The organism is Streptomyces sp. NBC_01335, assembly GCF_035953295.1.
Lineage (GTDB): Bacteria > Actinomycetota > Actinomycetes > Streptomycetales > Streptomycetaceae > Streptomyces.
This window is the reverse complement of the sequence record NZ_CP108370.1, coordinates 5985604-6011386: the sequence shown is the minus strand read 5'-3', so window position 1 is coordinate 6011386 and position 25783 is coordinate 5985604. Positions and strand designations below refer to the sequence as shown.

The following is a 25783-nucleotide window of genomic DNA, read 5'->3' as shown; positions in this document are numbered from 1 at the left end:
TGACGGCTCGGGATAACGCTCTGCCGCTCCATCGCTCTATCCAGTGATGCCGTACGGCTCCGGGGTCCGCCAGCGCGCGAACGGGCGGTCGAGGGTGTAGCGGTTGTCGGGTCCGAGCAGCAGCATCCGGGTCTCGCCGTTGCCCGGGTTGGACAGCGACTCGAACTCGGCGACCGACCAGTGCAGCCAGCGCATGCAGAACAGTCTCATCGTGAGCCCGTGCGTCACGAGCAGCACGTTCGGCGGGTGGTCGGGGTCCTCGAAACTCCGGTGCAGGCTCTCCAGGAAGGCGTCGACACGGTCGTAGACATCGGCTCCGGACTCGCCCTGCGCGAAGCGGTAGAAGAAGTGCCCGTAGGCGTCCCGGTACGCCCTCTGGAGCCGCACGTCCTCCCGGTCCTGCCAGTTTCCCCAGTCCTGCTCGCGCAGCCGGGGTTCTTCGCGCACCCGTACCCGGGTGAGGTCGAGCCCGAGCGCCCGGAACGTCTCGTGGGTGCGGCGGTAGGGGGAGACGTACACGCTCACCCGCTCGTCGCCGAACAACTCGCGCAGCCGGAAACCCGTCGCCTCCGCCTGCTGGAGCCCGGTGTGCGTCAGTCGCAGGGCGTGGTCGGGTTCACGCTCGTACACCGTGTCGTCCACATTGCCCTCGGACTCTCCGTGCCGTACGAGGACGATGCGCTGCGGTCGTGCCATGGAACGACCCTAAGGGCTGCGAACGAATACGCCTCGCCCGAACGGCGAAGTGGACCTCCCGGCCCCCGGCCGCGCCCGGCCGCGTCAGGCCCAGGCCCGACCGCCGGGTCCAGGGCGGCATGACGGCATGACCAGGTCAGGCGACGGTCCAGGACGGCTCCAGCTGGACGACGTCCCCGCTCAGCGCCAGTACGTCCGTCTCGGTCTCGGCGCGCTCCGACAGCCGCTCGGCGCTCTGGACCCGGTACTTACCGCGCTCCGCGCTCGACTGCCACATGGAGAGCACCAGGAACTCGTGGCCCGGCGCCTCGCCGAAGACCCCTCGCAGCATGCCCGGCGATCCCGCCATGGCAGGGTTCCAGACCCGCTGCTGCATGAGCGCGAAGTGCTCGACCCGGTCCTCACGGACCTTGCTGTGGGCCACGCGGACGACATCGGCGTCGGTGAATTCCGGTTCAAAGCCCGTCTTCACGTCGAAGCGGTACTCGAACAGCTTGACCTGCGCGTCGCGGTACGCACCCGGCCGCCCGGCGGTCGCGCCGTCGCCCGTCCGCGCCATGTAGGAGTCGTAGAAGACCCGGTTCTCCCAGAACGCGAAGACGTGGGCGACGTCCGGACGCCCCCGGCTCCACCCGCCGCCCTGACCTCGGAACCCCGGCTCATCGAGCAGCCCCGCCCCCTGTCGCTGCCCCTGTTCGAACCCATGACGGTCCACCACGGCGCAACGCATCCACTTGACCAGCACCGCGCCATCGTACGGCTCCAGGCGTGGCGCGCGTCACTCTCCGGTGGAGAACGTCCGAACTCCGTCCACAAACCGGTGCGGGATACACAGAACGATCGTGTCAATCGCCACAGCGGTCCGTGTCTCGTTCGGGGACGTACGGGTTCACCTCGCGCACCCGGGGCAGTGAACTGTTCATCAACCCCCCGATGTCGCGCTGCTTCGCCTTCGAGTGGCGCACCGAGCGCACGGAGAGCACCGACAGCACCGGGCGCACCGGGCGCCCCCAGCACACCTCAAGCGCTGGGAGCACCGCACACCCTGAGCACGGGCGACCGTCACCACACGGCCGCTTCACGTCACTTCGGGCCGGACCTGGCCCGATCCGGCCGCCCGGCGCCAACGCGGTTGGATCCGGGAAGAGTTATAGCCATCATCAGGTGATAGGACCGGATCGATGGCGCAGCGGCATGAAGGGAAGTCCGATGAGCACCCCCAACAGCACTCCCAACAAGGACATCGAGAAGGTCGAAGTACGGATCAAGTGGGACCCCAGCGAGCTCGGTGAACCGCCCAACGACCTGGACATCATCGCGGGCACGTACGTCGCCGACGCCCCGTTCGGCGACCCCGACTACCTCGTGCACTTCGACAGCCGCTCCCCCGATGGCACCATCACCCTCAACCGGGACAGCAGGAACGGCCAGGGGTTCGGGTTCGACGAGGTGATGACCCTGGAACTCGACCGGCTCGCTGAGCGGTACGTACGGGTCGTCGTCGGCGTGGCGATCCAGCAGCGCGACGGCCGCAAGACGTTCGGGGCGGTGGTCCACACCGGCGTGCAGATCCGCGAGGGCTACACCGAGCTGGCCGAGGACGACTTCTCGCGCGTCGCCTCGGCGACAGCGGCGGTCGTGGCCGAGTTCACCCGGGACGGCTCGGGCCTCTGGACCTTCCACTCGGTGCTCCGGGGCTTCGACGGCGACCCGGGCACCTTCGCCGCCGAGATGGGCAAGGCCGCGCCCTCGGCGTGAGGCCCCGAAGGATCTGAAACCCCGAGGGCCCCGAAGGCGGGCTCCGAAGGCCCGGTTGAACGAACAGGACCAACGAACAGGACCAGACGAACAGCAGGCCGAACGCCCGGAACGCCCAGGGCAGAACGCCCGGAACGCTCAGGGCAGAACGCCCGGAACGCTCAGGGGTGTCCCGAGCTCCCTGAGCCCGACGGAAACGCGCCGAGGGCGGTGGCCCCGGTCTCCCGGGTCCACCGCCCTCGGCGGTCAATCAGCTGTCACGCGTCCGCGCCAGTGCGCGTGCGAGCGGCTGGGATCAGCTGCAACCGCTGGTCGAGCCGCAGCCCTCGCAGATGTAGCAGGAACCGGCGCGCTGCATCTTCGTCCCGCAGGAGAAGCAGAGCGGGGCGTCGGCGCTGATGCCGAGCTGCATCTCGACCAGTTCGGCCGAGGTGTGCGCGGTCCGCGGCGCCGGCTTCTCGGCTGCCTCCACCGGGGCGGCGACGGCCTTCAGCGGCTCCACGTGCAGCGGGGCGGACTGGGCCAGCGACTCGGTGTGCAGGTCCTCGTCCTCCTCGGTCGGCTCGTAGGAGCCGGTGTCGAGGTGACGCTGACGCTCCTCGGCGGAGTGGATGCCGAGGGCCGAGCGGGTCTCGAAGGGCAGGAAGTCGAGCGCCAGGCGACGGAAGATGTAGTCGACGATCGACTGCGCCATCCGCACGTCCGGGTCGTCCGTCATGCCGGCCGGCTCGAAGCGCATGTTGGTGAACTTCGAGACGTACGTCTCCAGCGGGACGCCGTACTGCAGACCGACCGAGACGGCGATGGAGAAGGCGTCCATCATGCCGGCGAGGGTGGAGCCCTGCTTCGACATCTTCAGGAAGACCTCGCCGAGACCGTCGTCCGGGTAGGAGTTGGCGGTCATGTAACCCTCGGCGCCACCGACCGTGAAGGAGGTGGTGATGCCCGGACGGCCCTTGGGCAGACGCTTGCGGACCGGGCGGTACTCGACGACCTTCTCGACCGCGGTACGGATGGTCTCCTCGGCCTTGGCGGTGACCGCCTCCTTCTCCTTGGTCTTGGCGGAGAGGGGCTGGCCGACCTTGCAGTTGTCGCGGTAGATGGCGAGCGCCTTGACGCCCATCTTCCACGCCTCGAAGTAGACCTCTTCGACGTCCTCGACCGTGGCCGTCTCCGGCAGGTTCACGGTCTTGGAGAGCGCGCCGGAGATCCACGGCTGGATGGCCGCCATCATCCGGACGTGGCCCATGGCCGAGATGGAACGCTCACCCATGGCGCAGTCGAAGACCTCGTAGTGGTCGGTCTTCAGGGCCGGGGCGTCGATGACGTTCCCGTTCTCCGCGATGTGGGCGACGATCGCCTCGATCTGCTCCGGCTGGTAGCCGAGGCGGCGCAGCGCCTGCGGCACGGTGCCGTTGACGATCTGCATCGAGCCGCCGCCGACCAGCTTCTTGAACTTGACCAGGGCGAGGTCGGGCTCCAGGCCGGTGGTGTCGCAGGACATCGCCAGACCGATGGTGCCGGTCGGGGCGATGACGGACGCCTGGGCGTTGCGGAATCCGTTCTTCGCGCCGAGGCGGATCACGTCCTGCCAGGCCTCCGTGGCGGCGGCCCAGATCGGCGAGTCCAGGTCGTCCACGTGGACGGCCTTGGTGTTGGCGTCGGCGTGCTGCTGCATGACGCGCTGGTGCGGCTCGGCGTTGCGGGCGTAGCCGTCGTACGGGCCGACGACCGCGGCGAGCTCGGCGGAGCGGCGGTAGGAGGTACCGGTCATCAGCGAGGTGATGGCGCCGGCGAGCGCGCGGCCGCCGTCGCTGTCGTACGCGTGGCCGGTCGCCATCAGCAGGGCACCGAGATTGGCGTAGCCGATGCCGAGCTGGCGGAAGGCGCGGGTGTTCTCGCCGATCTTCTCCGTCGGGAAGTCCGCGAAGCAGATCGAGATGTCCATCGCGGTGATGACCAGCTCGACGACCTTGGCGAAGCGCTCGGACTCGAAGGACTGGTTGCCCTCGCCGTCGTCCTTGAGGAACTTCATGAGGTTCAGCGAGGCGAGGTTGCACGAGGTGTTGTCCAGGTGCATGTACTCGCTGCACGGGTTCGAGCCGTTGATGCGGCCGGACTCCGGGCAGGTGTGCCAGGCGTTGATGGTGTCGTCGTACTGGATGCCCGGGTCGGCGCAGGCCCAGGCCGCCTCGGCCATCTTGCGGAAGAGGGACTTCGCCTCGACCTCTTCGATGACCTCGCCGGTCATGCGGGCACGCAGACCGAAGGTGCCGCCGGACTCCACGGCCTTCATGAACTCGTCGTTCACGCGGACCGAGTTGTTGGCGTTCTGGTACTGGACGGACGTGATGTCGTCGCCGCCCAGGTCCATGTCGAAGCCCGCGTCGCGCAGGGCGCGGATCTTCTCCTCCTCCTTCACCTTGGTCTCGATGAAGTTCTCGATGTCGGGGTGGTCGACGTCGAGGATGACCATCTTGGCCGCGCGGCGGGTGGCGCCACCGGACTTGATGGTTCCGGCGGAGGCGTCGGCACCGCGCATGAAGGAGACCGGGCCGGAGGCGTTGCCGCCGGAGGAGAGGAGCTCCTTGGAGGAGCGGATGCGGGACAGGTTCAGGCCTGCGCCGGAACCGCCCTTGAAGATCATTCCCTCTTCCTTGTACCAGTCGAGGATCGACTCCATGGAGTCGTCGACGGACAGGATGAAGCAGGCGGAGACCTGCTGCGGCTGGGGGGTGCCGACGTTGAACCAGACCGGGGAGTTGAAGCTGAAGATCTGGTGCAGGAGGGCGTACGCCAGCTCGTGCTCGAAGATCTCGGCGTCCTCGGGAGAGGAGAAGTAGCTGTGCTCCTCTCCGGCCTTGCGGTACGTCGTCACGATCCGGTCGATCAGCTGACGCAGACCGGTCTCGCGCTGCGGCGTGCCGACAGCTCCGCGGAAGTACTTGCTGGTGACGATGTTGACCGCGTTCACCGACCAGAAGTCGGGGAACTCGACGCCACGCTGCTCGAAGTTGATCGAGCCGTCGCGCCAGTTGGTCATGACGACGTCACGGGACTCCCACGCCACCTCGTCGTACGGATGCACGCCAGGGGTGGTGTGGATGCGCTCGATACGCAGACCCTTGCTCGGCTTGGCTCCCTTGGTGCGGGAACTCCGTGCCGGGCCGCTCGCCGTCTCTGTCATGCCGCCTCCCATATGTGGGCAAAAACGCCCTGAAGTGCCCAGTTCTTCCCGGGGCACGGTGCTGTGTCTGGTGCTCCGGACGCCGCCCTCGGCGCCGGAAGCAGGTCTGTGGACCACCCTGTCGCCGACCGGCAGACCTCAGCCGGAGGGCGTGTACCACTAGTGGGCGGGAACGGAGGGAGCGGGGACCTCAGGGGTCTCCCCGCCCTCTCCGGCGGGAAGCCGCCGTTCGCGCAGTTCCGCGATGGCGGCCTCGAAGTCTTCGAGCGAGTCGAACGCCCGGTACACGGACGCGAAGCGCAGGTACGCGACGAGGTCGAGTTCCCGCAGGGGGCCGAGTATGGCCAGCCCCACGTCGTGGGTCGTCAGCTCGGCGCTCCCGGTGGCGCGCACCGCCTCCTCGACCCGCTGGCCGAGCTTGGCGAGAGCGTCCTCGGTGACCGGCCGCCCCTGGCACGCCTTGCGGACGCCGGAGATGACCTTGGTACGACTGAAGGGCTCGGTCACCCCACTGCGCTTGACGACCATGAGCGAGCAGGTCTCCACCGTGGTGAACCGGCGGGAGCAGTCGGGGCACTGCCGGCGACGCCGGATCGACGTGCCGTCGTCCGTCGTGCGACTGTCGACGACCCTGCTGTCGGGGTGCCTGCAGAAGGGGCAGTGCATGGTTCCCAAGCCTCCTTCACGGCACGAGTAATAAGCCTCACAGCGCCCCGCCGGGGCCCTTCGAAGCAGTCACCAGCATAGGGGATTCCCGGCGCTTGTTCGGACCGGGGACCACAACTTCTGGGCGACCCGGGTCATCCAACCACTAGATCTAGGGTTTTACTCGGTTTCGGCCCCAGGCGTGTCGGACCGGCCCGGGACCCCCGGGCCGCGCACGGCCAAGGCACGAGGGTACGGGAAACGCCCGCACCCCGGGACGCCGGGTGGGGCCCCTCCGGCGTGCCCGCCGGGGGCCGGCGCGGCCTCCCGGGCGACTCTCGCGCACCGTTCCCGGGCGCGCCAAGGGGAGGGCCCCGGGGAGGCCCCGCGGCAACCGCGCGAAAAGTGCGGCGGTACCGTTATGAACCGAATTCGCGAGCCTCCCGCACTCGAGCGCATACACCCGGTCACAAAGGCATGGCAGGCCTTTATTCGTTTTTCACTCGAACGTGTGTTTGGCGCAACCTTTCGAAAGCTACTACCGTTGTCCCAGCCAGGGAGAACATTTCGAGAGGGGCCGATGTGACCACCAGCGCCGACAGTGCCACGATCACTGCCCGGGACCACCGCTCTCCGAGCCGACCTGAGCCGGTGCATGCAATGAATGACTCTGTCACGAACCCGGACGGGCCGGAGCCCCCCAGGGCCGCACGCTCCTTGCCCGGGCGCCCCCCTGGCATCCGGGCGGACAGCTCGGGCCTCACCGACCGGCAGCGGCGGGTCATCGAGGTCATCCGCGACTCGGTGCAGCGCCGGGGGTACCCACCGTCGATGCGGGAGATCGGGCAGGCCGTGGGCCTGTCCAGCACCTCGTCGGTGGCCCACCAGCTCATGGCCCTGGAGCGCAAGGGTTTCCTGCGCAGAGACCCGCACCGCCCGCGGGCGTACGAAGTCCGGGGTTCGGACCAGCCCACCTCGCAGCAGACGGACACGACCGGCAAGCCCGCCGCCTCGTACGTCCCTCTGGTCGGCCGGATCGCGGCCGGTGGTCCGATCCTCGCCGAGGAGTCGGTGGAGGACGTCTTCCCGCTCCCGCGCCAACTGGTCGGTGACGGCGAGCTGTTCGTGCTGAAGGTCGTCGGAGACTCCATGATCGAAGCCGCGATCTGCGACGGCGACTGGGTCACTGTACGCCGCCAGCCCGTCGCCGAGAACGGCGACATCGTCGCCGCCATGCTGGAGGGCGAGGCCACGGTCAAGCGGTTCCGCCGCGAGGACGGCCATGTGTGGCTGCTCCCGCACAACGCCGCGTACCAGCCGATCCCCGGTGACGAGGCGACCATTCTCGGCAAGGTCGTGGCGGTGCTGCGGCGCGTTTGAGCCGCAGCGCGGCAGACCCACCCCCGGAAGACCCGACCCTGGCGCGCGGAGCCCCGGTGACCGGCCCCGAAGACGTAGGGGCGGCCCACCGGGGCTCCGTGCTGCCCGCGCAGGGCCCCGTGAGCGGAACGGGGCTCGGGGCTCGGGCTGGTCGCGCGCGGCTCGGGGTGCTCCGTGAGCGATCGGCGCGCGGCCCCGAGCCGGGTGGTCAGCGCCCCTCGGCCTTCGCCGCCGCGTCGATCGCCGCCAGGGACCGGCGGGCCTGGTTGCGGTCCGTGGTGTACCAGAAGTCGGGCAGCGAGGCCCGCAGGTAGCTGCCGTACCGGGCGTTCGCGAGACGGGGGTCCAGGACCGCCACGACGCCCTTGTCGCCGGTGGCCCGGACGAGCCGGCCCGCACCCTGCGCCATCAGCAGGGCGGCGTGGGTGGCGGAGACCGCCATGAAGCCGTTCCCGCCCGCCTGCTCGACCGCCTTCGCGCGGGCACTCATCAGCGGGTCGTCGGGCCGGGGGAAGGGGATGCGGTCCATGACCACCAGCTGGCAGCTCGCGCCCGGCACGTCGACGCCCTGCCAGAGCGACAGGGTGCCGAAGAGGCAGGTCTCCGGGTCGGCAGCGAAGTTCTTGATCAGCTCGCCGAGGGTTTCCTCCCCCTGGAGCAGGATCGGCTTCTCCAGCCGCTCCCGCAGCGCCTCCGCCGCCGCCTGCGCCGCACGCATCGACGAGAACAGCCCGAGCGTGCGCCCGCCCGCTGCCTCCATCAGCTCGGCCAGCTCGTCCAGCATGTCGGTGCGCGACCCCTCCCGGCCGGGGGTGGCCAGGTGGCGGGCGACGTAGAGGATTCCCTGCTTCGGGTAGTCGAAGGGAGAGCCGACGTCGAGCCCCTTCCACTGCGGGACGTCCTCCCCCGCGGTGCCCTCGGGGGCGAGGCCCAGGGAGGCCCCGACGCCGTTGAAGTCCCCGCCGAGCTTCAGCGTGGCCGAGGTGAGCACCACCGAGCGTTCGGCGAAGAGCTTCTCGCGCAGCAGCCCGGAGACGGAAAGCGGGGCCACCCGCACGGACGCGCCGAACCGGTCGTGCCGTTCGTACCAGACGACGTCCCATTCGGAGTGCTGGGTGATCCGCTCGGCCACCGCGTGGACCGACTCCACGGAGGCCATCGCCTGCTTGCGCACCGCGTCCTCGTCCGTGACGGACTTGTCCCGGGTGGCGCCGAGCGCGGAGATCACCGTGCGGGCGGCGTCGCGCAGCGCCATCAGCGCGTGGTCGAGATCCTCCGGGACCTCTTCGAGCCGGCCGGGCAGGGCCAGCTCCATGACCCGCTCGAACCCCTCGGACGCGGTCTGGAGCGCGTCGGCCGCCTTCTCGTTGACCAGTCTGGCGGCGCGGCGCACCGCGCGGTTGACCTGGCCTGGCGTGAGCTCGCCGGTCGCCACGCCGGTGACCCGAGAGACCAGCTCGTGCGCCTCGTCGACGATGAGCACCTCGTGCGACGGGAGCACCGGTGCGCCTTCGATGGCGTCGATGGCGAGCAGGGCGTGGTTGGTGACCACGACGTCGGCCAGCTTCGCCCGCTCCCGGGCGGACTCCGCGAAGCACTCGGCGCCGTACGCGCACTTCGACGCCCCCAGGCACTCCCGGGAGGAGACGGAGACCTGGGCCCAGGCGCGGTCCGAGACACCGGGGGTCAGGTCGTCGCGGTCGCCGGACTCGGTCTCGTCGGACCAGTCCCGCAACCGGAGCAGGTCCTGGCCCAGCTTGCTGGACGGCGCCGCCGCCTCGAACTGGTCGAAGAGCCCCTCCTCCTCGTCCTGCGGCATGCCCTCGTGGAGGCGGTGCAGGCAGAGGTAGTTGGAGCGGCCCTTGAGCATCGCGTACTGGGGGCGGCGGCGCAGCAGCGGGTGCAGCGCCTCCACGGTGCGCGGCAGGTCACGTTCCACGAGCTGGCGCTGGAGGGCGAGCGTGGCCGTCGCGACCACGACCCGCTCCCCGTGCGCCAGCGCGGGAACGAGATAGCCGAGGGACTTGCCCGTGCCCGTGCCGGCCTGGACGAGGAGGTGGGAGTTGTCGTCCACGGCCCCGGCGACGGCCTCGGCCATCGCGGCCTGGCCGGGCCGTTCCGCACCGCCGACGGCGGAGACGGCGGCGTGGAGGAGCTCGGTGAGGGATGGCTTCGTCATAGCCGCACCAGCCTACGGCGCGGCAGTGACAGCGGCGGTCACTCCAGGACGGATCGACGGATCGCTCCAGGTCGGATCCGGCCGATCTTTTCAGGCCGGGTCCGGCGGATCACTCCTGGACGGATCCGGCGATGTGCAGCGGATTCGGGACGAGGCCGTGGACGGCCGCGTGCGGGCGGTCCGGGCGGTCCCGGTAACCGTCCACCAACAGGCGGTTGCGATTGAGACAGAGGCGCTCGATCTCCGGCGTCAGCATGTCGAACATCTCGAACCGGTCCTTGAGCTCGGGAAACCGGGCGTGGTGGCGCAGCACCTCGGCCCGGACGAGTGACCAGAATTCGCCCTCGGGAACCCCCAGCTGCTCGTCGCAGAGCGGCGACAGATAGCGGAAGACGCCGACGAAGAGCCCGGAATGGATGAACTGGGTGAGGAAGGAGGGTTCCTCGGTCAGCAGGACGGCGCGCACGTCCGCGGGCATGGTGGCGTGCTCGGGCAGCGGGTGCGCGCTGATGTTGACGTCGTCGACGAAGTCCTTGATCGCGAGCCGCACGGGTACGTCCCGTTCGTCGAAGACCACGATGGCGTTCTCGCCGTGCGGAGAGAACACGGTCCCGTACCGGTAGAGGAAGTGCAGGAGCGGCGGGAGCAGGGCGGCGAAGAGGCGGACCAGCCAGTCGCGGGGGGACAGCCCGGAGCGTTCGACCAGTTCGGCGGTGAAGGCGCGGCCGTCGGGGTCGGTGTGCAGCAGGGAGGCGAGGGTGCGGGCCCGCTCCCCCGCCGCCAGCCTCGGCGGCAGCGGCTCGCGCCAGATCGCGCCGAGGATCTCCTTGAACTGGTAGGGCACTTCGGGCAACCGGTCGTAGAGCGGGTGTTCCACCGCCACGGAGGCGACCTCGCCGAGCAGGATCACCGCGCAGGTGTCGCGCAGGAAGGGGTCGGTGTCGCACAGCCCCTGCACCCAGCCGGTGACGGCGGGGGCGGCGAGGGTGCGCTCGGTCGGCAGGCCGCGCCAGACGAGGGTGTTGAGGATCGACAGGGGGAGCTTCACCGTGAAGCGCTCGGGGCGCCCCACGTTGGCGAAGGTCCGGATGGACTGCTGCGGCAGCCGCAGGTCGCCGTCGTCGTGCAGGGGGACGATGTCGTCCGCGGCGATGGCGGGCGCGTAGAGCGGCACGATCCACTCGTCCCACTGCCAGGGGTGGACCGGCAGGTAGTGGTACGCGCGCGGGTCGAGCCCGCGGTCCGCGAGCCGGGCCTCGAAGGCGTCCCGTACGGAGGGGTCGAGCTCGCGGGCGTACAGCCGGTCGGGGGTGGCGAGCTCGGGTACGCCCCGGTAGCCGGCGATCCGGGTGCTGACGGCGATCCACGGCAGGGTGGTGGCGGCGCGCGCCTCCGGGGTGAAGCGGGCGGCGTCCCCTGCGGAGAATCCGAGGCGGCCCTTGTTGGCGACGAGCCAGGGGTGGCCGGTCTGGTGGCCTTCGAGCTCGGCGTAGCCGAGGTCGGCGAGTTCGGCCGCGCCGAGCGCGGTGTGGGCGAGGTGCGCGTCGGAGGCCAGGGTGCTGGTGAGTTCGCGGACGAGGTGTCCGAGGGTGGCGCCGTCCAGGCCGAGGAGACCCCGGGCGCGGGTGAGGAAGAGCAGCGGATCGCGGAACGGCCGCCCCTGCGGCGGGGCGCCCCCGTAACCGTTACCGTCGTCGTCCCCGTCGCCGTTCTCCGGCCGGGGTGTCTCGCGGACCGAGGCGGGGTCGACGCGCCAGCTGCCGTACACCCCGCGGCGGGCCCGGAAGGCGAGGGTGGCGCCGTCGTCGAGGAGCAGGGCGTACGGTTCGCCGGTGCCGTCCGTGGTGATCGGCGGCTGCTGCGGGAGCGGCGTGAGGATCTCCTCGTACGCGAACTCGCCGAGCATCTTCGCGAGCAGCTGGGCCGTGACCCGGTCCCAGACGGCTCTGTTCAGTTCCGGGCGGGCCGGGAGCTGCGGGCGCCCCGCCGGTTCAGGGCTCACGGGATATTTCTGCACGGGGACTCCTCGGGACGGAACCGATGGGGTTCGAGCGGTGTGCGTGCTTCGGCGCGTTCTTCACAGGTGGTCTCGGTGGGCTCGGTCGCGGACCATCAGGGCGGCCTTCTTCTCGGGCAGTTCGAGTTCGGCGGAGAAACGGAATCCGGCGCTCAGAAAGGCCGAGACGGAAGGGGTGTTGCGCAGGTCGGGTTCCGCCACGACGCGTGCGCAGGAGGGGCGGTGGTCGAACACGAGGTCGGCCACCGTTCGCAGCAGGGTGGTGCCGACCCGCCGGCCCCGGTCGGTGACCTGGCCGATCAGCAGGTGTACCCCGGTGTCGTGGGGGCGGGCGGGGTAGTGGCGGGCGAGTGGGTCGAGGTCGGCGCGGTAGATCTCCCAGTAGCTCATCGCCTTGCCGTCGAGCACGCCGAGGCACGGGACGCTCCGCCCGTCGCCTTCGAGTTGCCCGGCGAGATGGCGGGCGGTGACCTCCTCGGGCCCGGCGAGCTCCCAGAAGGCGGCGACGGCCGGATCGTTCATCCAGCGGGTGACGACGGCGAGGTCGCGTTCGAGGCGTACGGGGACGAGCTGGAAGATCCCGGCGGACGTGGTGACGGGGCGCCAGCTGCCGGGCGCGTCCAGCAGCGCCGAGGCGGCGGGACCGTCGGCCGGCGCGGTGTCCGCGGCGAACAGGGCGAGCAGTTCCTCGGTCAGACGCAGGTCCAGGGTGTCCTCGACGGCGGTGGCCGGGGCGCGCCCGCGGTCCTCGGTGCCGGTGGTCCGGGCGTCCTCTGCTCCCGTCATCCTGGGATCTTGTCCGTCGGCGGCCTTCCGTGAAACCGGTCCGGCCGCCCGGTTCCCGGGCGTGTCGGCGGATGGCACAGCGGCGTTCTCCTCTCCTGGGTACCGGCGATCCCGGTGCCCCGCGGCCTCTCGGGAACCAGCGGGAGTCCCGGCCCGGGCTTCGGGCCGGGACTCCCCGGTCGGCGGGCGGGCGGGGACCCGGGCCTGGCCCCGTGGGTGCCGTGCGGTCAGGAATGCAGCGGGTTGGTGATGGTGACGTACACGGACTGGGTGTCGACGGGGCCGACGAGTTCGTCCATGCCGTTCAGCCGGGTCAGCAGGTTCGCCTTGCAGCGCAGCCGGGTGGTCTCCAGGAGGTACGCGGGAAGGGGCGAGCCCATCGGCGCGGCGGAACGCAGGAAGCGGCGGAACGCGTCGAGCAGCAGGCGTTCGTCGGCGAGGTGCTGGGAGCCGAAGGCGCCGATCAGCCCGAGGACGTTGTTGATGCCGAGGTAGTAGGCGAACCGCTCGTCGGTGACGGCGTCGGAGACGAAGGTGTCGCTCTCGGTCCCGATGCCGGGCAGCCGGCGGTCGAGCGCGTCCCGGTGGGACTCGCGGAAGTAGTACCCCTGGTTGTCGCGGTACCGGCCGCCCACGGGCCAGCCGTCCGCGTCGAGCACCACGAGGGTGTTCTGCTGGTGGGCCTCGAGCGCCACCCCGGCGGTCGCGTCGAGCCAGAGGACGGGGCGTACGACGCGGTCGAGGTAGCGCAGGAACCACTCCGCGCAGACGGCGCCGATGGTGCGTCCGGTGCGCTCGGCGAGCCGGGAGACCGTCTCCGCCAGGCGTGAGCGCATCGCGGTGCGGCCGCGCCGGGGCCGCACGGCGGTGAGGCCCGCGACGCAGAGGGCGTCGTCGTGCGGGCCGAAGGGGTTGTTCCGCAGGACCACGTCGAGCCCCTGGACCGGGCTGCCGTCCTTGGTGTCGACGGCGAGCCAGGCCGGGTCGCGGACGATGTCGAACCCGGGGTGGGCCCGGCGCCATTCGGCGGACAGGCCGCCGCTGAGGAGCCGGTGCACCTCCGCTCCCCGGTGGAGCTCCTTGCGGAGGTTCTCCCGGCGGGAGTTGGTGATGCGTACGCCCAGCGAGAGCTTGAGCATGACACCCGCGCCCGGCCGGTAGACGGTCCGCACCGAGGAGGTGGGGTGCCAGCGTCCGCCCGCCTCGCCGAGGTCGTGCAGGAGGCCCGCGTCGAGGAGTTCGGTGACCTCGGTGCGGCGTCGCAGCTCCTCGGCCTGCCAGGGGTGGACCGGCAGGGCGACCGTGCCCTCGGGGAGGCGCAGCCCCTCGGTGTGCGGGGCGAGGAGTTCCTCGGCGGTGACCGGGCGGCCGTCGCGGGTCCAGGCGGAGTCGGTGGCGAGCACGCAGCGGTCGACGGCCATCCAGTGGAGCGGGAAGCTGCCGTGGAGTTCGGGCGAGTAGAGCCGGGCCTCCGACTCCGAGAGCCCCTCGCGGCTCTTGGGCGTGGGGTGGAGCGGGTGTCCGTGCAGCAGGGACTGTTCGGCGGCGAGGAAGGGGTCGGTGCCGGGGGGCTCCTCGGGCGTGCGGCGCCGCTGGGTGAGGAATCCGGTGGTGTGGCGTACGGAGTCGGCGACCCGGCCCACGAGTTCGGCGGCGGCGTGCCGGTCGCCCTCGCGGCAGAGCAGGGCGGCGACGGTGACCGCGTCGGCGGACGGGGATCCCGCGGGGGCGCCTTCGAGGGCGGGCGGTCCGAAGCGGTGGTGCCCGGTGGGCGACCAGTACAGGACCGGCACGAGGAGGGCGGTGCCGCTGGCGGGGAGGGGGATGCGCAGGGTGTCCCGCTCGGGGCGGGGCAGGTCCATCTCCCGCGCCCAGCAGCGCAGCAGGCTCTCGGCACCCGCGACGTCGGCCGCGCGGTACGGGTCCGGATCGTCCAGCGGATCCGCGTACGAGGCCGGGGCGCTCTCGTCCTCGTGGTGGCCGGCCTTCTGGCGGGGAACGGTCGTCGCCTCGGCCGTACGCGGGCCGAGCGGCGCTTCCTGCCCTCGGAGCTGGCTGGTGAGAGGGGTGTCGGCCTCGGGCGCGGGGGTGGGGTTCACGGCTTCTTCCTTGTGAGGGGTTGCGGGGTCAGCGGAGCGACCCGGCAGCGGCCCGCCGGTGCGGCGAGCCTTCTGCGGCTTGCAGCGCGTCGGCGAGGCGGTCGAGGACCGCCGTCGCCTGTTCGTCGGTGAGGGTGAGGGGCGGCAGCAGCCGGATGACGGCGTCGTGGCGCCCGCCGAGTTCGACGATGAGGCCGCGGCGAAGGCATTCCTGCTGCACGGCGACGGCGAAGCCCGGGTCGGGCGGGGGTGGGCCGCCGTCCTGCTCGGGAGCGGCCTCGGGGTCGACGAGTTCGACGCCGATCATCAGGCCGCGCCCCCGGACGTGCCCGATCGCGGGGTGGTGCGCGGCCAGCTCGCGGAGCCGGCCGAGCATGCGTTCGCCGAGCTCGCCGGCGCGTTCGGCCAGGCCGTTCTCACGGACGTACGCGAGGGTGGCCGCGCCCGCCGCCATGGCGAGCTGGTTGCCGCGGAAGGTGCCGGCGTGGGCGCCGGGCTGCCAGAGGTCGAGGGAGGAGCGGTAGACGATCACGGCGAGGGGCAGCGAGCCGCCGATCGCCTTGGAGAGCACCATCACGTCGGGGACCACCCCGCTGTGCTCGACCGCCCAGAAGCGGCCGGTCCTGCCGACGCCGGTCTGCACCTCGTCGGCGATCAGCGGGATGGACCGGTCGGCCGTGATCCGGCGCATCCGGCGCATCCAGGCGTCGGGGGCGGGGTTGACCCCGCCCTCGCCCTGCACGGGTTCGAGGATCATGCCTGCCGGGGCGGGGACCCCGCCCTTGGGGTCGTCCAGTAGGTGCTGGGTCCAGTGGGCGGCGATCTCGGCTCCCCGGTCCCCGCCGATCCCGAAGGGGCAGCGGTAGTCCTGCGGGAAGGGCAGGCGCGTGACGCGCACCTCCTGGGCGCCGCCGGACGCGTCGAGCGCCCCGGAGGTCATGCCGTGGTAGGCGCCGGTGAAGGCGAGCAGTCCGGTGCGGCCGGTGGCCGCGCGCACCAGCTTGAACGCGGCCTCGACGGCGTCGGTTCCGGCGGGTCCGCAGAACTGGATGCGGGCGTCGCGGGCCAGTTCGCCCGGGAGCGTGGCGAACAGTTCGGTGGTGAAGGCGTCCTTCACGGGGGTGGCGAGGTCGAGGACGTGCAGCGGCGCACCGGAGTCGATGACCTTGCGGATGGCCTCCAGCACCACGGGGTGGTTGTGGCCGAGCGCCAGGGTGCCCGCGCCGGAGAGGCAGTCGAGGTATCTGCGGCCGTCGGCTCCCTCGATGGTCAGCCCGCGTGCCCGCACGGGCACGATCGGCAGGGAGCGCGCGTAGGTGCGCGCCGCCGACTCGCGCAGCGACTGGCGGCGCAGGATGCCCTCGTGCGCCGCGGACAGGGCCGCCGGTGCTGATTCGGTCACGGCCACGGCTGTTGATCCTCCTGCGTTCACGGTTGCGTTGCACGTCGTTGCGTCGTCCCGGAGTACGTTCTCCCGGCGACAGAGTGCGCGGGTGAACTCCGAGCGTGAGTCCCCCGTACGGACCAACGAGCCGGCGGGCCGGGGATCACGGGTAAATCGGAAGATCCTTGCGGGCGGCGGAACCCGACGGAGCGGAACCACGGACCTGCCCGGCGCGGTCTTCGACAGCACCGGCATAGTAGAGGCCGCTCAGCATAGGGCCGTTGCCCAACCGGGCGCCGGGGAAGGGGCATTCACGACCCGTCCCGGCCCGTGCGGCGCGGAGCCGTATGCCCGGCAGGCAGGGCGCACCGGGGCGACCGGGGTGCCGTACGCAGCGACGAACGACGAAGTCCCAGGGGGATCACCAGATGCGACCCATTCACCCGATCGATGCCGCCCGGAACGGGAGGGGCGGGCGCCGCAGGTCCTCGTCCGTGCTGGCCGCCGCCGCCCTCGCGACGGCACTCGCCCTCACGGCGACCGCCTGCGGCCCCGAGGACGACGGTGCGGCCAAGGAGCCCACCGGCTCGGCCACCGCCTCCTCGGACGGGAAGATCGTCATCCCGGACGAGTTGAAGGACCGGCTCAAGGCGCACGGGATCGATCTCGACAAGTGGCGGAACGGCGAGTGGAAGAACTGGGACAAGGACCAGTGGCTCCGTGAGGCGAAGGACTACGTCAACCCGATCATCGAGAACCTCTGGAACCCGGAGCGGATGCGGGAGGCCGACCCCGCCCCGGAGCAGCCCGTCGCCGACGACATCTCCGGCGACGAGGGGGTGACCGATCCGACGCCCGCCGTCCGGGAGGCCGTCGAGGCGCACACCCCGTACCACGACAGCGTGCCGGAGAGCGGCAAGCTGCTGTTCGACGGTCCCGAGGGCTCGATGGTCTGCTCCGCCACCGTGGTGAAGGACCCGGCGCACCCCGGCAAGTCGAACCTGGTGTGGACCGCCGGGCACTGCGTGCACGCGGGCAAGGAGGGCGGCTGGTACCGCAACATCGCCTTCGTCCCCGGGTACAACGACAGCGGCATGGAGACGGCGAAGCTGGAGACGGCGTCGAAGGAGGAGATCGCTCCGTACGGCGTGTGGTGGAGCGACTGGGCCTCCACCTCGGACCAGTGGATCGCGCAGGGCGCCTCCACCGGTGGCCAGGGCGCCCCGTACGACTTCGCGGTGCTGCACGTGACGCCGGAGACGGGGGCGACGGGCAAGTCGCTGGAGGAGACGGTGGGCTCGGCGCTGGCGGTCGACTTCGACGCGCCCGCGGTCTCCGGGATCTCCTCGTTGACGGCGACCGGCTACCCCGCCGCTCCCCCGTACGACGGGCAGAAGGCGTTCCAGTGCGACGACACCCCGGGCCGGCTCTCGGTCTTCCAGGACCAGCCCACGATGTACCGCATCGGCTGCACGATGACCGGCGGCGCCTCGGGCGGCGGCTGGGTCGGCGAGGGCGCCGACGGCAAGCCCGCCCTGTTCTCGAACACCTCGATCGGCCCGGTCACGGCGGGCTGGCTCGCGGGACCGCGCCTGGGCAAGGAGGCGAAGGCGGTCTACGACGGGGTGAGCCAAAAGTACGCGGGGCAGTGACCGCGGTGACGCTCACGCCGGAGGCCCGGCCGTTCCCCCTCGGGGGAGCGGCCGGGCCTCCGGTGCGTGCGGGTGCGGTGCCCGGTCAGTGGGCCGCGGTCAGTGGGCCGCGAGGACGAACACCGCGAGTTCCGCGGCGAGTTCCTCGTGGACCCGTGCCTTGAGCAGGGTGCCCTCCGCGGTGTGTTCCTCGGAGATCACCTCGCCGTCGGCGTGCACCCGCGACACCAGGGCGCCCTGGATGTACGGGACCAGGGCCTCGATCTCCACGGACGGCCGGGGCAGCTCGGCGTCGATCAGCGCGAGCAGCTCGTCGATCCCGGCGCCGGTACGGGCCGAGACGGCGATGGCGTGCCGCTCGGCGCGCATCAGCCGTGCGAGGACGAGCGGGTCGGCCGCGTCCGCCTTGTTGATCACGACGATCTCGGGGACGTCGGTGGCGCCGACCTCCCGGATCACCTCGCGGACGGCGGCGAGCTGCTCCTCCGGGACGGGGTGCGAGCCGTCCACCACGTGCAGGATCAGGTCGGAGTCGCCGACCTCCTCCATGGTGGAGCGGAACGCCTCGACCAGGTGGTGCGGCAGGTGGCGTACGAACCCGACGGTGTCGGCCAGGGTGTAGCCCCGGCCGCTGGGCGTCTCGGCCCGGCGGACGGTCGGGTCCAGGGTGGCGAACAGGGCGTTCTCCACCAGGACGCCGGCTCCGGTCAGCCGGTTGAGCAGGGAGGACTTGCCGGCGTTGGTGTAACCGGCGATGGCCACCGAGGGCACCTTGTTGCGCTTGCGCTCCTGCCGCTTGATCTCGCGGCCGGTCTTCATCTCCGCGATCTCCCGGCGCATCTTCGCCATCTTCTCGCGGATCCGACGCCGGTCGGTCTCGATCTTGGTCTCACCGGGACCACGCGTGGCCATGCCGCCACCGCCGCTGGAGCCACCGCCACCCATCTGCCGGGAGAGCGACTGACCCCAGCCTCGCAGGCGCGGCAGCATGTACTGCATCTGCGCCAGGGAAACCTGCGCCTTGCCCTCGCGGGACTTGGCGTGCTGGGCGAAGATGTCGAGGATCAGCGCGGTCCGGTCGACCACCTTGACCTTGACGACGTCTTCGAGGTGGATGAGCTGGCCGGGGCTGAGCTCACCGTCGCAGACGACGGTGTCGGCGCCGGATTCGAGCACGATGTCGCGCAGCTCCAGCGCCTTGCCCGAGCCGATGTAGGTGGCCGGGTCCGGCTTGTCGCGGCGCTGGTAGACGGCGTCGAGCACCTGGGCGCCCGCCGTCTCGGCGAGCGCGGCCAGCTCCGCGAGGGAGATCTCCGCGTCGTGCACGGTCCCGGAGGTCCACACGCCGACGAGCACCACACGCTCCAGACGGAGCTGCCGGTACTCGACCTCGGTGACGTCCTCGAGCTCGGTGGAGAGGCCGGCCACGCGTCGCAGCGCGGCACGCTCGGAGCGGTCGAACTGGTCGCCGTCCCGCTCTCCGTCGATCTCGTGGCTCCAGGCGACGTCCTCTTCCATCAGGGCGTCGGCCCGAAGGCTCTCGGTGGCACGTGCGGAGGCGGACTCCGTGGCGCTCTGCGCGTCCTGCGCGTCCTGGGGAAGGGAAGAAGAGGAGGTCATTGGATCCTTACGCCGAAGATTTCTCGTGGTGACAGTCACAACGCGTCACGTCCCCGGATGATTCCCGAAGGAATGCGCCGGGCCCGGCCGCGTTGCCGACCCCTGATAGTGGCATGCGCCCGCCGGGCCCGTCATGCGGGTTTCCCCGTGGCGCCTCGGACCGGCGCCGCCGGCCGGCGGGTCGGCCGGGCCGTCCTCGGGGCCGTGTGCGAAGCAGGCTTCGGGGCCGTCGTCGGAGCCGGCTTCGGAGCTGCCGTCGGGGCCGCCTTCGGGGCGGCACCGCGCCAGTCCGGGTGACCGGGCATCGCGGGGGTCTTCGCCCCGTACAGCCAGCCGTCCAGGAACCCCGAGAGATCGCGTCCGGCCGTGCGCGAGGCGAGCCGCACGAAGTCGGCCGTGGTGGCGGACTCGTCGCGGTGCCCGCGCACCCACGCGCGCTCCAGCCGGTCGAAGGCCTCGGCGCCGATCTCCTGGCGCAGCGCGTAGAGGACGAGGGCGCTGCCGTCGTAGACCACCGGCTGGAACAGGTCGAGCTTGTGCCCGGCGGTCGGCGGGGCGGGGCGGGCCGGGGGCCCGCCGGCCGCGCGCCAGCCGTCGGACTGGGTGTACGCGTTCCGCATGCGCCGCTCCAGGGTGGGGCCGCCCCGCTCCGCGGCGTAACGGGCCTCGTACCAGCTCGCGTGCCCCTCGTTGAGCCAGAGGTCGGACCAGGACGCAGGGGAGACGCTGTCGCCGAACCACTGGTGCGCCAGCTCGTGGACCATCACCGAGTCGACGTACCACTCGGGGTGCGTGTTCCCGGTGAAGAGGCGGCGTTCGAAGAGCGACAGGGTCTGGGTCTCCAGCTCGAAGCCGGTGACCGAGTCGGCCACCAGCAACCCGTACGTCTCGAAGGGGTACGGGCCGACCTGCCGCTCCATCCACTCCAGCTGGCCGGGGGTCCTGCTCAGCCAGGGTTCCAGGACCGCCGCGTCGGCCGCCGGGACGACGTCGCGCAGCGGCAGGCCGCCGGGGCCGTCGCGGTGCAGGACCTCGGAGGTGCCGAGGGAGACCTGGGCGAGCTCGGTGGCCATCGGGTGCTCGGTGCGGAAGGTCCTGGTCACCGTGGTGCCCCGGTGGCGCTCCCCGGCCGGCAGTCCGTTGGCGACGGCCGTGAGCCGCTCGGGGGTGGTGATCCGGAAGGTGAAGTACGCCTTGTCGGCCGGGTGGTCGTTGCAGGGGAAGACCCGGTGCGCGGCGTCGGCCTGTCCGGCGAGGGCGAGGCCGTCGCCGGTGCGGACCCACCCGCCGCTGTCCGCGCCCTGCTCGGGGTCGCTGGTGTGCCGGACGGTGATGCGCACCGGCACCCCGGCGGGCAGCGGCGCGACCGGGGTGACGACGAGGTCCTCGTCCGCTCCGGTGAACCGGGCGGCCAGCCCGTTGACCGCGACCGAGTGGACCTCTCCCCGGGCGAAGTCGAGGTTGATCCGGTCCAGGGGTTCGGTGGTGCGTGCCCTGATGACGGTGACGGCTTCCAGCGGGTCGGTGTTGCGGCCGTCGTAGTCGAGGGCGATGTCGTACGAGAGGACGTCGTAGCCGGGGTTGCCGAGTGTCGGGAAGAGCCGGTCCCCGATTCCGAGGGGGCCGCCTCCTGGGGGAGCGGGCGGTGCGGCGGCGATCAGGCCGGCCGACGCGGCGGCCAGCAGGACGGTGCGCAGGCGGCGGGAGGTGGGCGGCATGGATCACCGCTATCAGCGGCGTTCCCTCCGCCGGGGGACGCCGCGCGGTCGGGCCACCCGAACGAGGTGGCCACCGGGCCCGCCCGGCGGCGGGGCCGCCCTGCCTCCGCCCGCCTGCCCTTCGTCCGACGGCCCGTCAGGCGCGACTGACGTCGTAGACCCCGGCGACGTCCCGCATGGCCCGCACCAGGGCGGGCAGCCCGTGCGCGTCGGTGAGCTGCAACGTGTAGGTGTGGCGCACCCGTTGCTCGCTGGGCGGCTCGACGGTGGCGGCGACGATGGCCGCGTCGGCGGTCGCGATCGCCTCGGTGAGGTCGGCGAGGAGCCGGGGGCGCCCGAAGGATTCCGCGACCAGGGTGACCAGGCATTCGGGCGCGCCGTCGCCCGCGCCCTGGGCGCCCGGGGCCTGCGGGGAGTGCGCCGGGGGCCGGCCGGGTCCATCGGTGTCCCCGCCGCCCGACTCCGCCCCGGCCGGGCCGCCGGTGTACGGGCCGTCGGTGTACGGGGCGTACCGCGCGTCCTCGGCGTCCTGCGAGGCGGCGTCCTCCGGGTGGGCGTCGAACCAGCCGGCGATGGCGATGCGCGCGGCGGGGGTACGGGCGTGGTCGAGCCACTCGCGGGAGGGGCCGGAGACGGTGTCGCGGGCGAGCAGGAGTTGCACGGTGTCGCCGTCCCCCAGGGCGGTGGCCAGCGTCGCGAGGCGGCCGTTGACCCGCGCGCCGATACAGCGGTGCGCCCCGTCGGCGTACTGTGCGTAGGCGGCGTCCACGCAGCTGGCGCCGGCCGGGAGCACGAGGGTGCGGCCGTCGGTGCGGAAGACGGTGATCTCGCGGTCCTCGGCGAGGTCGGCGCGGAGCGTGCTCCAGAAGGTGTCCGGGTCGGGCGCGGACTCCTGCCAGTCGAGCAGCCGGGAGAGCCATCCGGGCCGGGTGGGGTCGACGCGTTCGCCGTCGGCCGGTTCCTCCCCGGCGGCGGCGCCGGCGTCGGGGGCGTACGGATTGCCGAGGGCGACCACGCCCGCCTCGGCGACCTTGTGCATCCGGTGCGTACGGATGAGGACTTCGGCGACCGCGCCGCCCGGCCCGACGACCGCGGTGTGCAGCGACTGGTACAGGTTGAACTTGGGGGCGGCGACGAAGTCCTTGAACTCGGAGATCACCGGGGTGAAACAGGTGTGGAGTTCACCGAGGACGGCATAGCAGTCAGCGTCCTCGCCGACCAGCACCAGGAGCCGGCCGAAGTCGGTGCCGCGCAGCTCCCCGCGTTTCATCCGGACCCGGTGCACGGAGACGAAGTGGCGTGGCCTGATGAGGACTTCGGCGGAGATGCCGGCCTCGCGCAGGGTGCTGCGGACGTTCTGCGCGATGGTGGCGAGAGGGTTCTGCCCGCTCTCCGACTCGGCGATGAGCGTCTGGGTGTGCGCGTGTTCCTCGGGGTGGAGGATGGCGAAGACGAGGTCCTCCAGCTCGGTCTTCAGGGCCTGCACACCGAGGCGTTCGGCGAGCGGGATGAGGACGTCCCGGGTGACCTTGGCGATCCTCACCTGTTTCTCCGGCCGCATCACGCCGAGGGTGCGCATGTTGTGGAGGCGGTCGGCGAGTTTGATCGACATGACCCGGACGTCGTCGCCGGTGGCGACGAGCATCTTGCGGAAGGTCTCGGGTTCGGCGGCGTCGCCGTAGTCGACCTTCTCCAACTTCGTGACGCCGTCGACGAGATAACTGACCTCCTCGCCGAACTCCTCGCGTACCTGATCCAACGTCACCTCGGTGTCCTCGACCGTGTCGTGAAGCAGAGAGGCCGTCAGAGTCGTTGTCTCGGCGCCGAGTTCGGCGAGGATCAGGGTCACGGCGAGCGGGTGGGTGATGTAGGGCTCGCCGCTCTTGCGCATCTGGCCGCGGTGGGAGGACTCGGCCAGGACGTAGGCGCGGCTCAGGACGGAGAGATCGGCGTCCGGGTGGTGCGCCCGGTGCGCCTCCGCCACGTGGCCGATCGCGTCCGGCAGCCTTCCCCGGGAGACCGGGCCGAGAAGCGCCACCCGGCCGAGTCTGCGCAGATCGATCCGGGGGCGGGAGCGTTTGCGGACGGGGACACCTGGACTGGCGGCCTCTGCACTCATGGGCACCTCCGGCGACGTCGACCGGCGGTGAGAGGCAGACCTTGATGTCCCCGGGCCGGTGCTTGATGCTACCGACCCCACCACGTACGGCAGTCCGCCTCTCGCGCAGCGTGAAGCGGATCACCCGTTCGAGCGAAACGTTGTCGGGTTATCGTCCGAGCACCGATTCGATCCACTCCGCGTCGAGGACCCCTTCGGCGACGATGACGGCGGGGCCGGTCATCTCGATGGCGCCGTGCGGGTGTTCCGTGATCACCAGCGTGCCGCCGGGCAGGTCCACGGTGTACGTGACGGGCGTCCCGGTCACCGCGGGGTCGATGCCGTCCCGGCGGGCCGAGGCGACGGCGACGGCGCAGGCGCCGGTTCCGCAGGAGCGGGTCTCGCCGGAGCCGCGCTCGTGCACCCGCATCGCGACGTGCCGGGTGCCCCGGCGGACGACGAACTCGATGTTGACACCCTCGGGGTACACCGCCGCGGGGCCGTACGCGGGCTCGGCGAACAGGTTCCCGGCGTGCGCCAGGTCATCCACGAAGGCGACGGCGTGCGGGTTGCCCATGTTGACGTTGCGCGCTTCCCAGCTCCGGCCGTCCACCGTGACGGTGACACCCTCGGCGGGCAGCTCCGCGACTCCCATGGAGACGGTGATGTCACCGTTCTTGGCGAGGTGCACCCGCTTGATCCCGCCGCGGGTCGCGATCGCGAGGTCCCCCGCCTCGGCGAGTCCGGCGCGCTGGAGGTGGCGGGCGAAGACGCGCACGCCGTTGCCGCACATCTCGGCGATCGAACCGTCGCCGTTGCGGTAGTCCATGAACCATTCGGCCTCGTCCGCCATGGCGCGGGCCTCGGGGTGGGCGGCGGACCGCACGACGTGCAGCAGCCCGTCCCCGCCGATACCGGCCCTGCGGTCGCAGAGCCGCGCGACGGCGGCCGGGGGCAGGTCGAGGCGGTTGTCCGGGTCCGGAATGATCACGAAGTCGTTCTCGGTGCCGTGACCCTTGAAGAAGGTGATCTGCTCGGTGCTCACAGAGCAACTGTACGGGCGCCGGGGTGCGCGCGATCAGCGCAGGCGGGCCACGCGCCAGACGGCCAGGCCGACGAGGGCGAGGACGAGCACCCCGTAGAGCGCGATCACCCGCCAGTCGGGGCGGGTGCCGGAGCCTCTGGCGGGCAGGCCGGGCCAGGTGTGGCCGACCCGGCGGGCGGCCATCATGCCCCATCCGGCGGCGCAGCCGCTGATCAGGAGGCCGAGCATGGCGACGACGGCCCCGCCGTCGCCGAACTCGAAGGCGAGGGGGAACGCGAACATCAGCGAGCCGATCGCGCCGAGGACCACGATCGGGGCGAGCTGCCAGATCCGCAGCCGGCGGGCCGGCCTGAGCTCGACCTCGACCTCGGGCGTCACGACGCTCTCGTCGGGCAGGTCGGAGTTGAGCCGCTCGGCGGCGAGGCGCCGCTCCGCCGCCTCCTGCTCCGTGTCACGAGGGCCGGCCTCCATCGCCACGCGCCCTCCCAACTCGGACTTCCCTGTATCGATCGATGCTCGATGATGGCACGCCCGCACGGGCGGAAAGGACGCACGGGGCGTCCCGATGCCATCACGTGATCAGAGTGTGACCGCTCGTTCGACCAACGTCAGGGCCCGGTCCGGGAGTTCCTCCCGGTCCAACTCCCCACCGCCGAGCCAGTGGACCCGCGGATCACGGCGGAACCAGGAGTCCTGACGGCGCGCGAAACGCTTGGTGGCGCGCACGGTCTCGGCGCGGGCCTCGTCCTCGGTGCACTCGCCGGCCAGCGCCGCGAGCATCTGCTGGTAGCCGAGCGCACGGGAGGCGGTGAGCCCCTCGCGCAGCCCCTGGGCCTCCAGCGCCCGGACCTCGTCCACCAGGCCCGCCTCCCACATCCGGTCGACGCGCAGGGCGATCCGGGCGTCGAGCTCCGGGCGTTCGACGTCCACTCCGATCTGGAGGGCGTCGTAGACCGGTTCCTCGCCCGGAAGGTTGGCGGTGAACGGCTTGCCGGTGATCTCGATGACTTCGAGGGCGCGGACGATGCGGCGGCCGTTGCTGGGCAGGATCGCCCGGCCGGCGCCGGGGTCGGCGGCGGCGAGCCGCTCGTGGAGGGCGCCGGGGCCGCGTTCGGCCAGTTCCTGTTCGAGCCGGGCGCGCACCTCGGGGTCGGTGCCGGGGAACTCCAGGGCGTCGATGGTGCCCTTCACGTACAGCCCCGAGCCGCCGACCAGGATCGCGGACCGGCCTTCCGAGAGCAGCCGGTCGATCTCCGCGCGGGCGAGGCGCTGGTACTCCGCGACGCTGGCCGTGCGGGTCACGTCCCAGACGTCCAGCAGGTGGTGCGGGACGCCGTCGCGTTCGGGGACGGTGAGTTTCGCGGTGCCGATGTCCATGCCCCGGTACAGCTGCATGGAGTCGGCGTTGACCACCTCGCCGCCGAGCCGCTGGGCGAGGAACACCCCCAGATCGGACTTGCCTGCTGCCGTGGGGCCGACGACGGTGATGACGCGGGGTGCCGGAACTGGGTTTCTCACC

Annotated in this window: 19 protein-coding genes; 3 read left to right on the top strand and 16 right to left on the bottom strand. The window is 71.7% G+C overall.

Going from position 1 to position 25783, the window contains the following annotated elements; all coding sequences use genetic code 11:
* Window positions 1-36: 36 nt before the first annotated feature.
* The 3 genes from OG599_RS25940 to OG599_RS25930 all read right to left on the bottom strand — a co-directional run bounded on the left by OG599_RS25940 (window position 37) and on the right by OG599_RS25930 (window position 1733).
* Complete coding sequence (locus OG599_RS25940; protein ID WP_327178362.1) at window positions 37-696, bottom strand: histidine phosphatase family protein; 660 nt, start codon at window positions 694-696, stop codon at window positions 37-39.
* 136 nt (window positions 697-832) lie between these two features.
* Complete coding sequence (locus OG599_RS25935) at window positions 833-1441, bottom strand: DUF4937 domain-containing protein (protein ID WP_327178361.1); 609 nt, start codon at window positions 1439-1441, stop codon at window positions 833-835.
* Window positions 1442-1541: 100 nt separating this feature from the next.
* Entirely contained in the window at window positions 1542-1733 is a 192-nt protein-coding gene (locus OG599_RS25930) for a hypothetical protein (RefSeq protein WP_327178360.1), read from the bottom strand.
* A gap of 172 nt (window positions 1734-1905) precedes the next feature.
* On the opposite strand from OG599_RS25930, the gene OG599_RS25925 reads away from it, so the two are divergent.
* Entirely contained in the window at window positions 1906-2454 is a 549-nt protein-coding gene (locus tag OG599_RS25925; RefSeq protein ID WP_327178359.1) for a TerD family protein, read from the top strand.
* Between the two features lie 295 nt (window positions 2455-2749).
* On the opposite strand, the gene OG599_RS25920 is transcribed toward OG599_RS25925, so the two are convergent.
* Together OG599_RS25920 and nrdR are read right to left on the bottom strand one after the other, a co-directional pair.
* Window positions 2750-5641, bottom strand: coding sequence for a vitamin B12-dependent ribonucleotide reductase (locus OG599_RS25920; RefSeq protein ID WP_327178358.1), 2892 nt, complete (start codon window positions 5639-5641; stop codon window positions 2750-2752).
* Window positions 5642-5800: 159 nt separating this feature from the next.
* The gene (nrdR, locus tag OG599_RS25915; protein ID WP_327178357.1) at window positions 5801-6307 is read right to left on the bottom strand and encodes a transcriptional regulator NrdR; all 507 of its coding nucleotides are present in this window, start codon (window positions 6305-6307) and stop codon (window positions 5801-5803) included.
* 561 nt (window positions 6308-6868) lie between these two features.
* Here nrdR and lexA point away from each other — a divergent pair.
* Window positions 6869-7666, top strand: a complete 798-nt coding sequence (gene lexA, locus OG599_RS25910) for a transcriptional repressor LexA (RefSeq protein WP_327178356.1) — start codon at window positions 6869-6871, stop codon at window positions 7664-7666.
* A 208-nt stretch (window positions 7667-7874) separates the two neighbouring features.
* Here lexA and OG599_RS25905 read toward each other — a convergent pair whose 3' ends face one another.
* The 5 genes from OG599_RS25905 to OG599_RS25885 form a co-directional block, all read right to left on the bottom strand.
* Window positions 7875-9845: an ATP-dependent DNA helicase gene (locus tag OG599_RS25905; protein ID WP_327178355.1), complete on the bottom strand. Its 1971-nt coding sequence runs from the start codon at window positions 9843-9845 to the stop codon at window positions 7875-7877.
* 109 nt (window positions 9846-9954) lie between these two features.
* Window positions 9955-11862 carry an IucA/IucC family protein gene (locus OG599_RS25900; RefSeq protein WP_442809546.1) on the bottom strand — a complete coding sequence of 636 codons (1908 nt, stop codon included), beginning with the start codon at window positions 11860-11862 and terminating at the stop codon, window positions 9955-9957.
* A 60-nt stretch (window positions 11863-11922) separates the two neighbouring features.
* Complete coding sequence (locus tag OG599_RS25895) at window positions 11923-12648, bottom strand: GNAT family N-acetyltransferase (protein ID WP_327178353.1); 726 nt, start codon at window positions 12646-12648, stop codon at window positions 11923-11925.
* 227 nt (window positions 12649-12875) lie between these two features.
* Window positions 12876-14747, bottom strand: a complete 1872-nt coding sequence (locus OG599_RS25890; RefSeq protein WP_327178352.1) for an IucA/IucC family protein — start codon at window positions 14745-14747, stop codon at window positions 12876-12878.
* A 28-nt stretch (window positions 14748-14775) separates the two neighbouring features.
* Window positions 14776-16155 carry a diaminobutyrate--2-oxoglutarate transaminase family protein gene (locus OG599_RS25885; protein ID WP_327178351.1) on the bottom strand — a complete coding sequence of 460 codons (1380 nt, stop codon included), beginning with the start codon at window positions 16153-16155 and terminating at the stop codon, window positions 14776-14778.
* 404 nt (window positions 16156-16559) lie between these two features.
* On the opposite strand from OG599_RS25885, the gene OG599_RS25880 reads away from it, so the two are divergent.
* The gene (locus OG599_RS25880; RefSeq protein WP_327178350.1) at window positions 16560-17783 is read left to right on the top strand and encodes a trypsin-like serine peptidase; all 1224 of its coding nucleotides are present in this window, start codon (window positions 16560-16562) and stop codon (window positions 17781-17783) included.
* Between the two features lie 99 nt (window positions 17784-17882).
* Here the strand turns inward: OG599_RS25880 and hflX are convergent, their stop codons facing one another.
* The 6 genes from hflX to miaA all read right to left on the bottom strand — a co-directional run bounded on the left by hflX (window position 17883) and on the right by miaA (window position 25782).
* The gene (hflX, locus tag OG599_RS25875; RefSeq protein ID WP_327178349.1) at window positions 17883-19403 is read right to left on the bottom strand and encodes a GTPase HflX; all 1521 of its coding nucleotides are present in this window, start codon (window positions 19401-19403) and stop codon (window positions 17883-17885) included.
* A 131-nt stretch (window positions 19404-19534) separates the two neighbouring features.
* On the bottom strand, window positions 19535-21121 hold the full coding sequence (locus OG599_RS25870) for a M1 family metallopeptidase (protein WP_327178348.1): 1587 nt from the start codon (window positions 21119-21121) through the stop codon (window positions 19535-19537).
* 136 nt (window positions 21122-21257) lie between these two features.
* Complete coding sequence (locus OG599_RS25865) at window positions 21258-23240, bottom strand: RelA/SpoT family protein (RefSeq protein WP_327178347.1); 1983 nt, start codon at window positions 23238-23240, stop codon at window positions 21258-21260.
* A 148-nt stretch (window positions 23241-23388) separates the two neighbouring features.
* Window positions 23389-24264 (bottom strand): diaminopimelate epimerase, encoded by an 876-nt coding sequence (gene dapF, locus OG599_RS25860; protein WP_327178346.1) that lies wholly within the window; start codon window positions 24262-24264, stop codon window positions 23389-23391.
* A gap of 33 nt (window positions 24265-24297) precedes the next feature.
* A complete protein-coding gene (locus OG599_RS25855; RefSeq protein ID WP_327180194.1) occupies window positions 24298-24735 on the bottom strand; it encodes a hypothetical protein in 438 nt (145 codons plus the stop codon).
* Between the two features lie 108 nt (window positions 24736-24843).
* Window positions 24844-25782 carry a tRNA (adenosine(37)-N6)-dimethylallyltransferase MiaA gene (gene miaA, locus OG599_RS25850; protein WP_327178345.1) on the bottom strand — a complete coding sequence of 313 codons (939 nt, stop codon included), beginning with the start codon at window positions 25780-25782 and terminating at the stop codon, window positions 24844-24846.
* Window position 25783 lies beyond the last annotated feature (1 nt).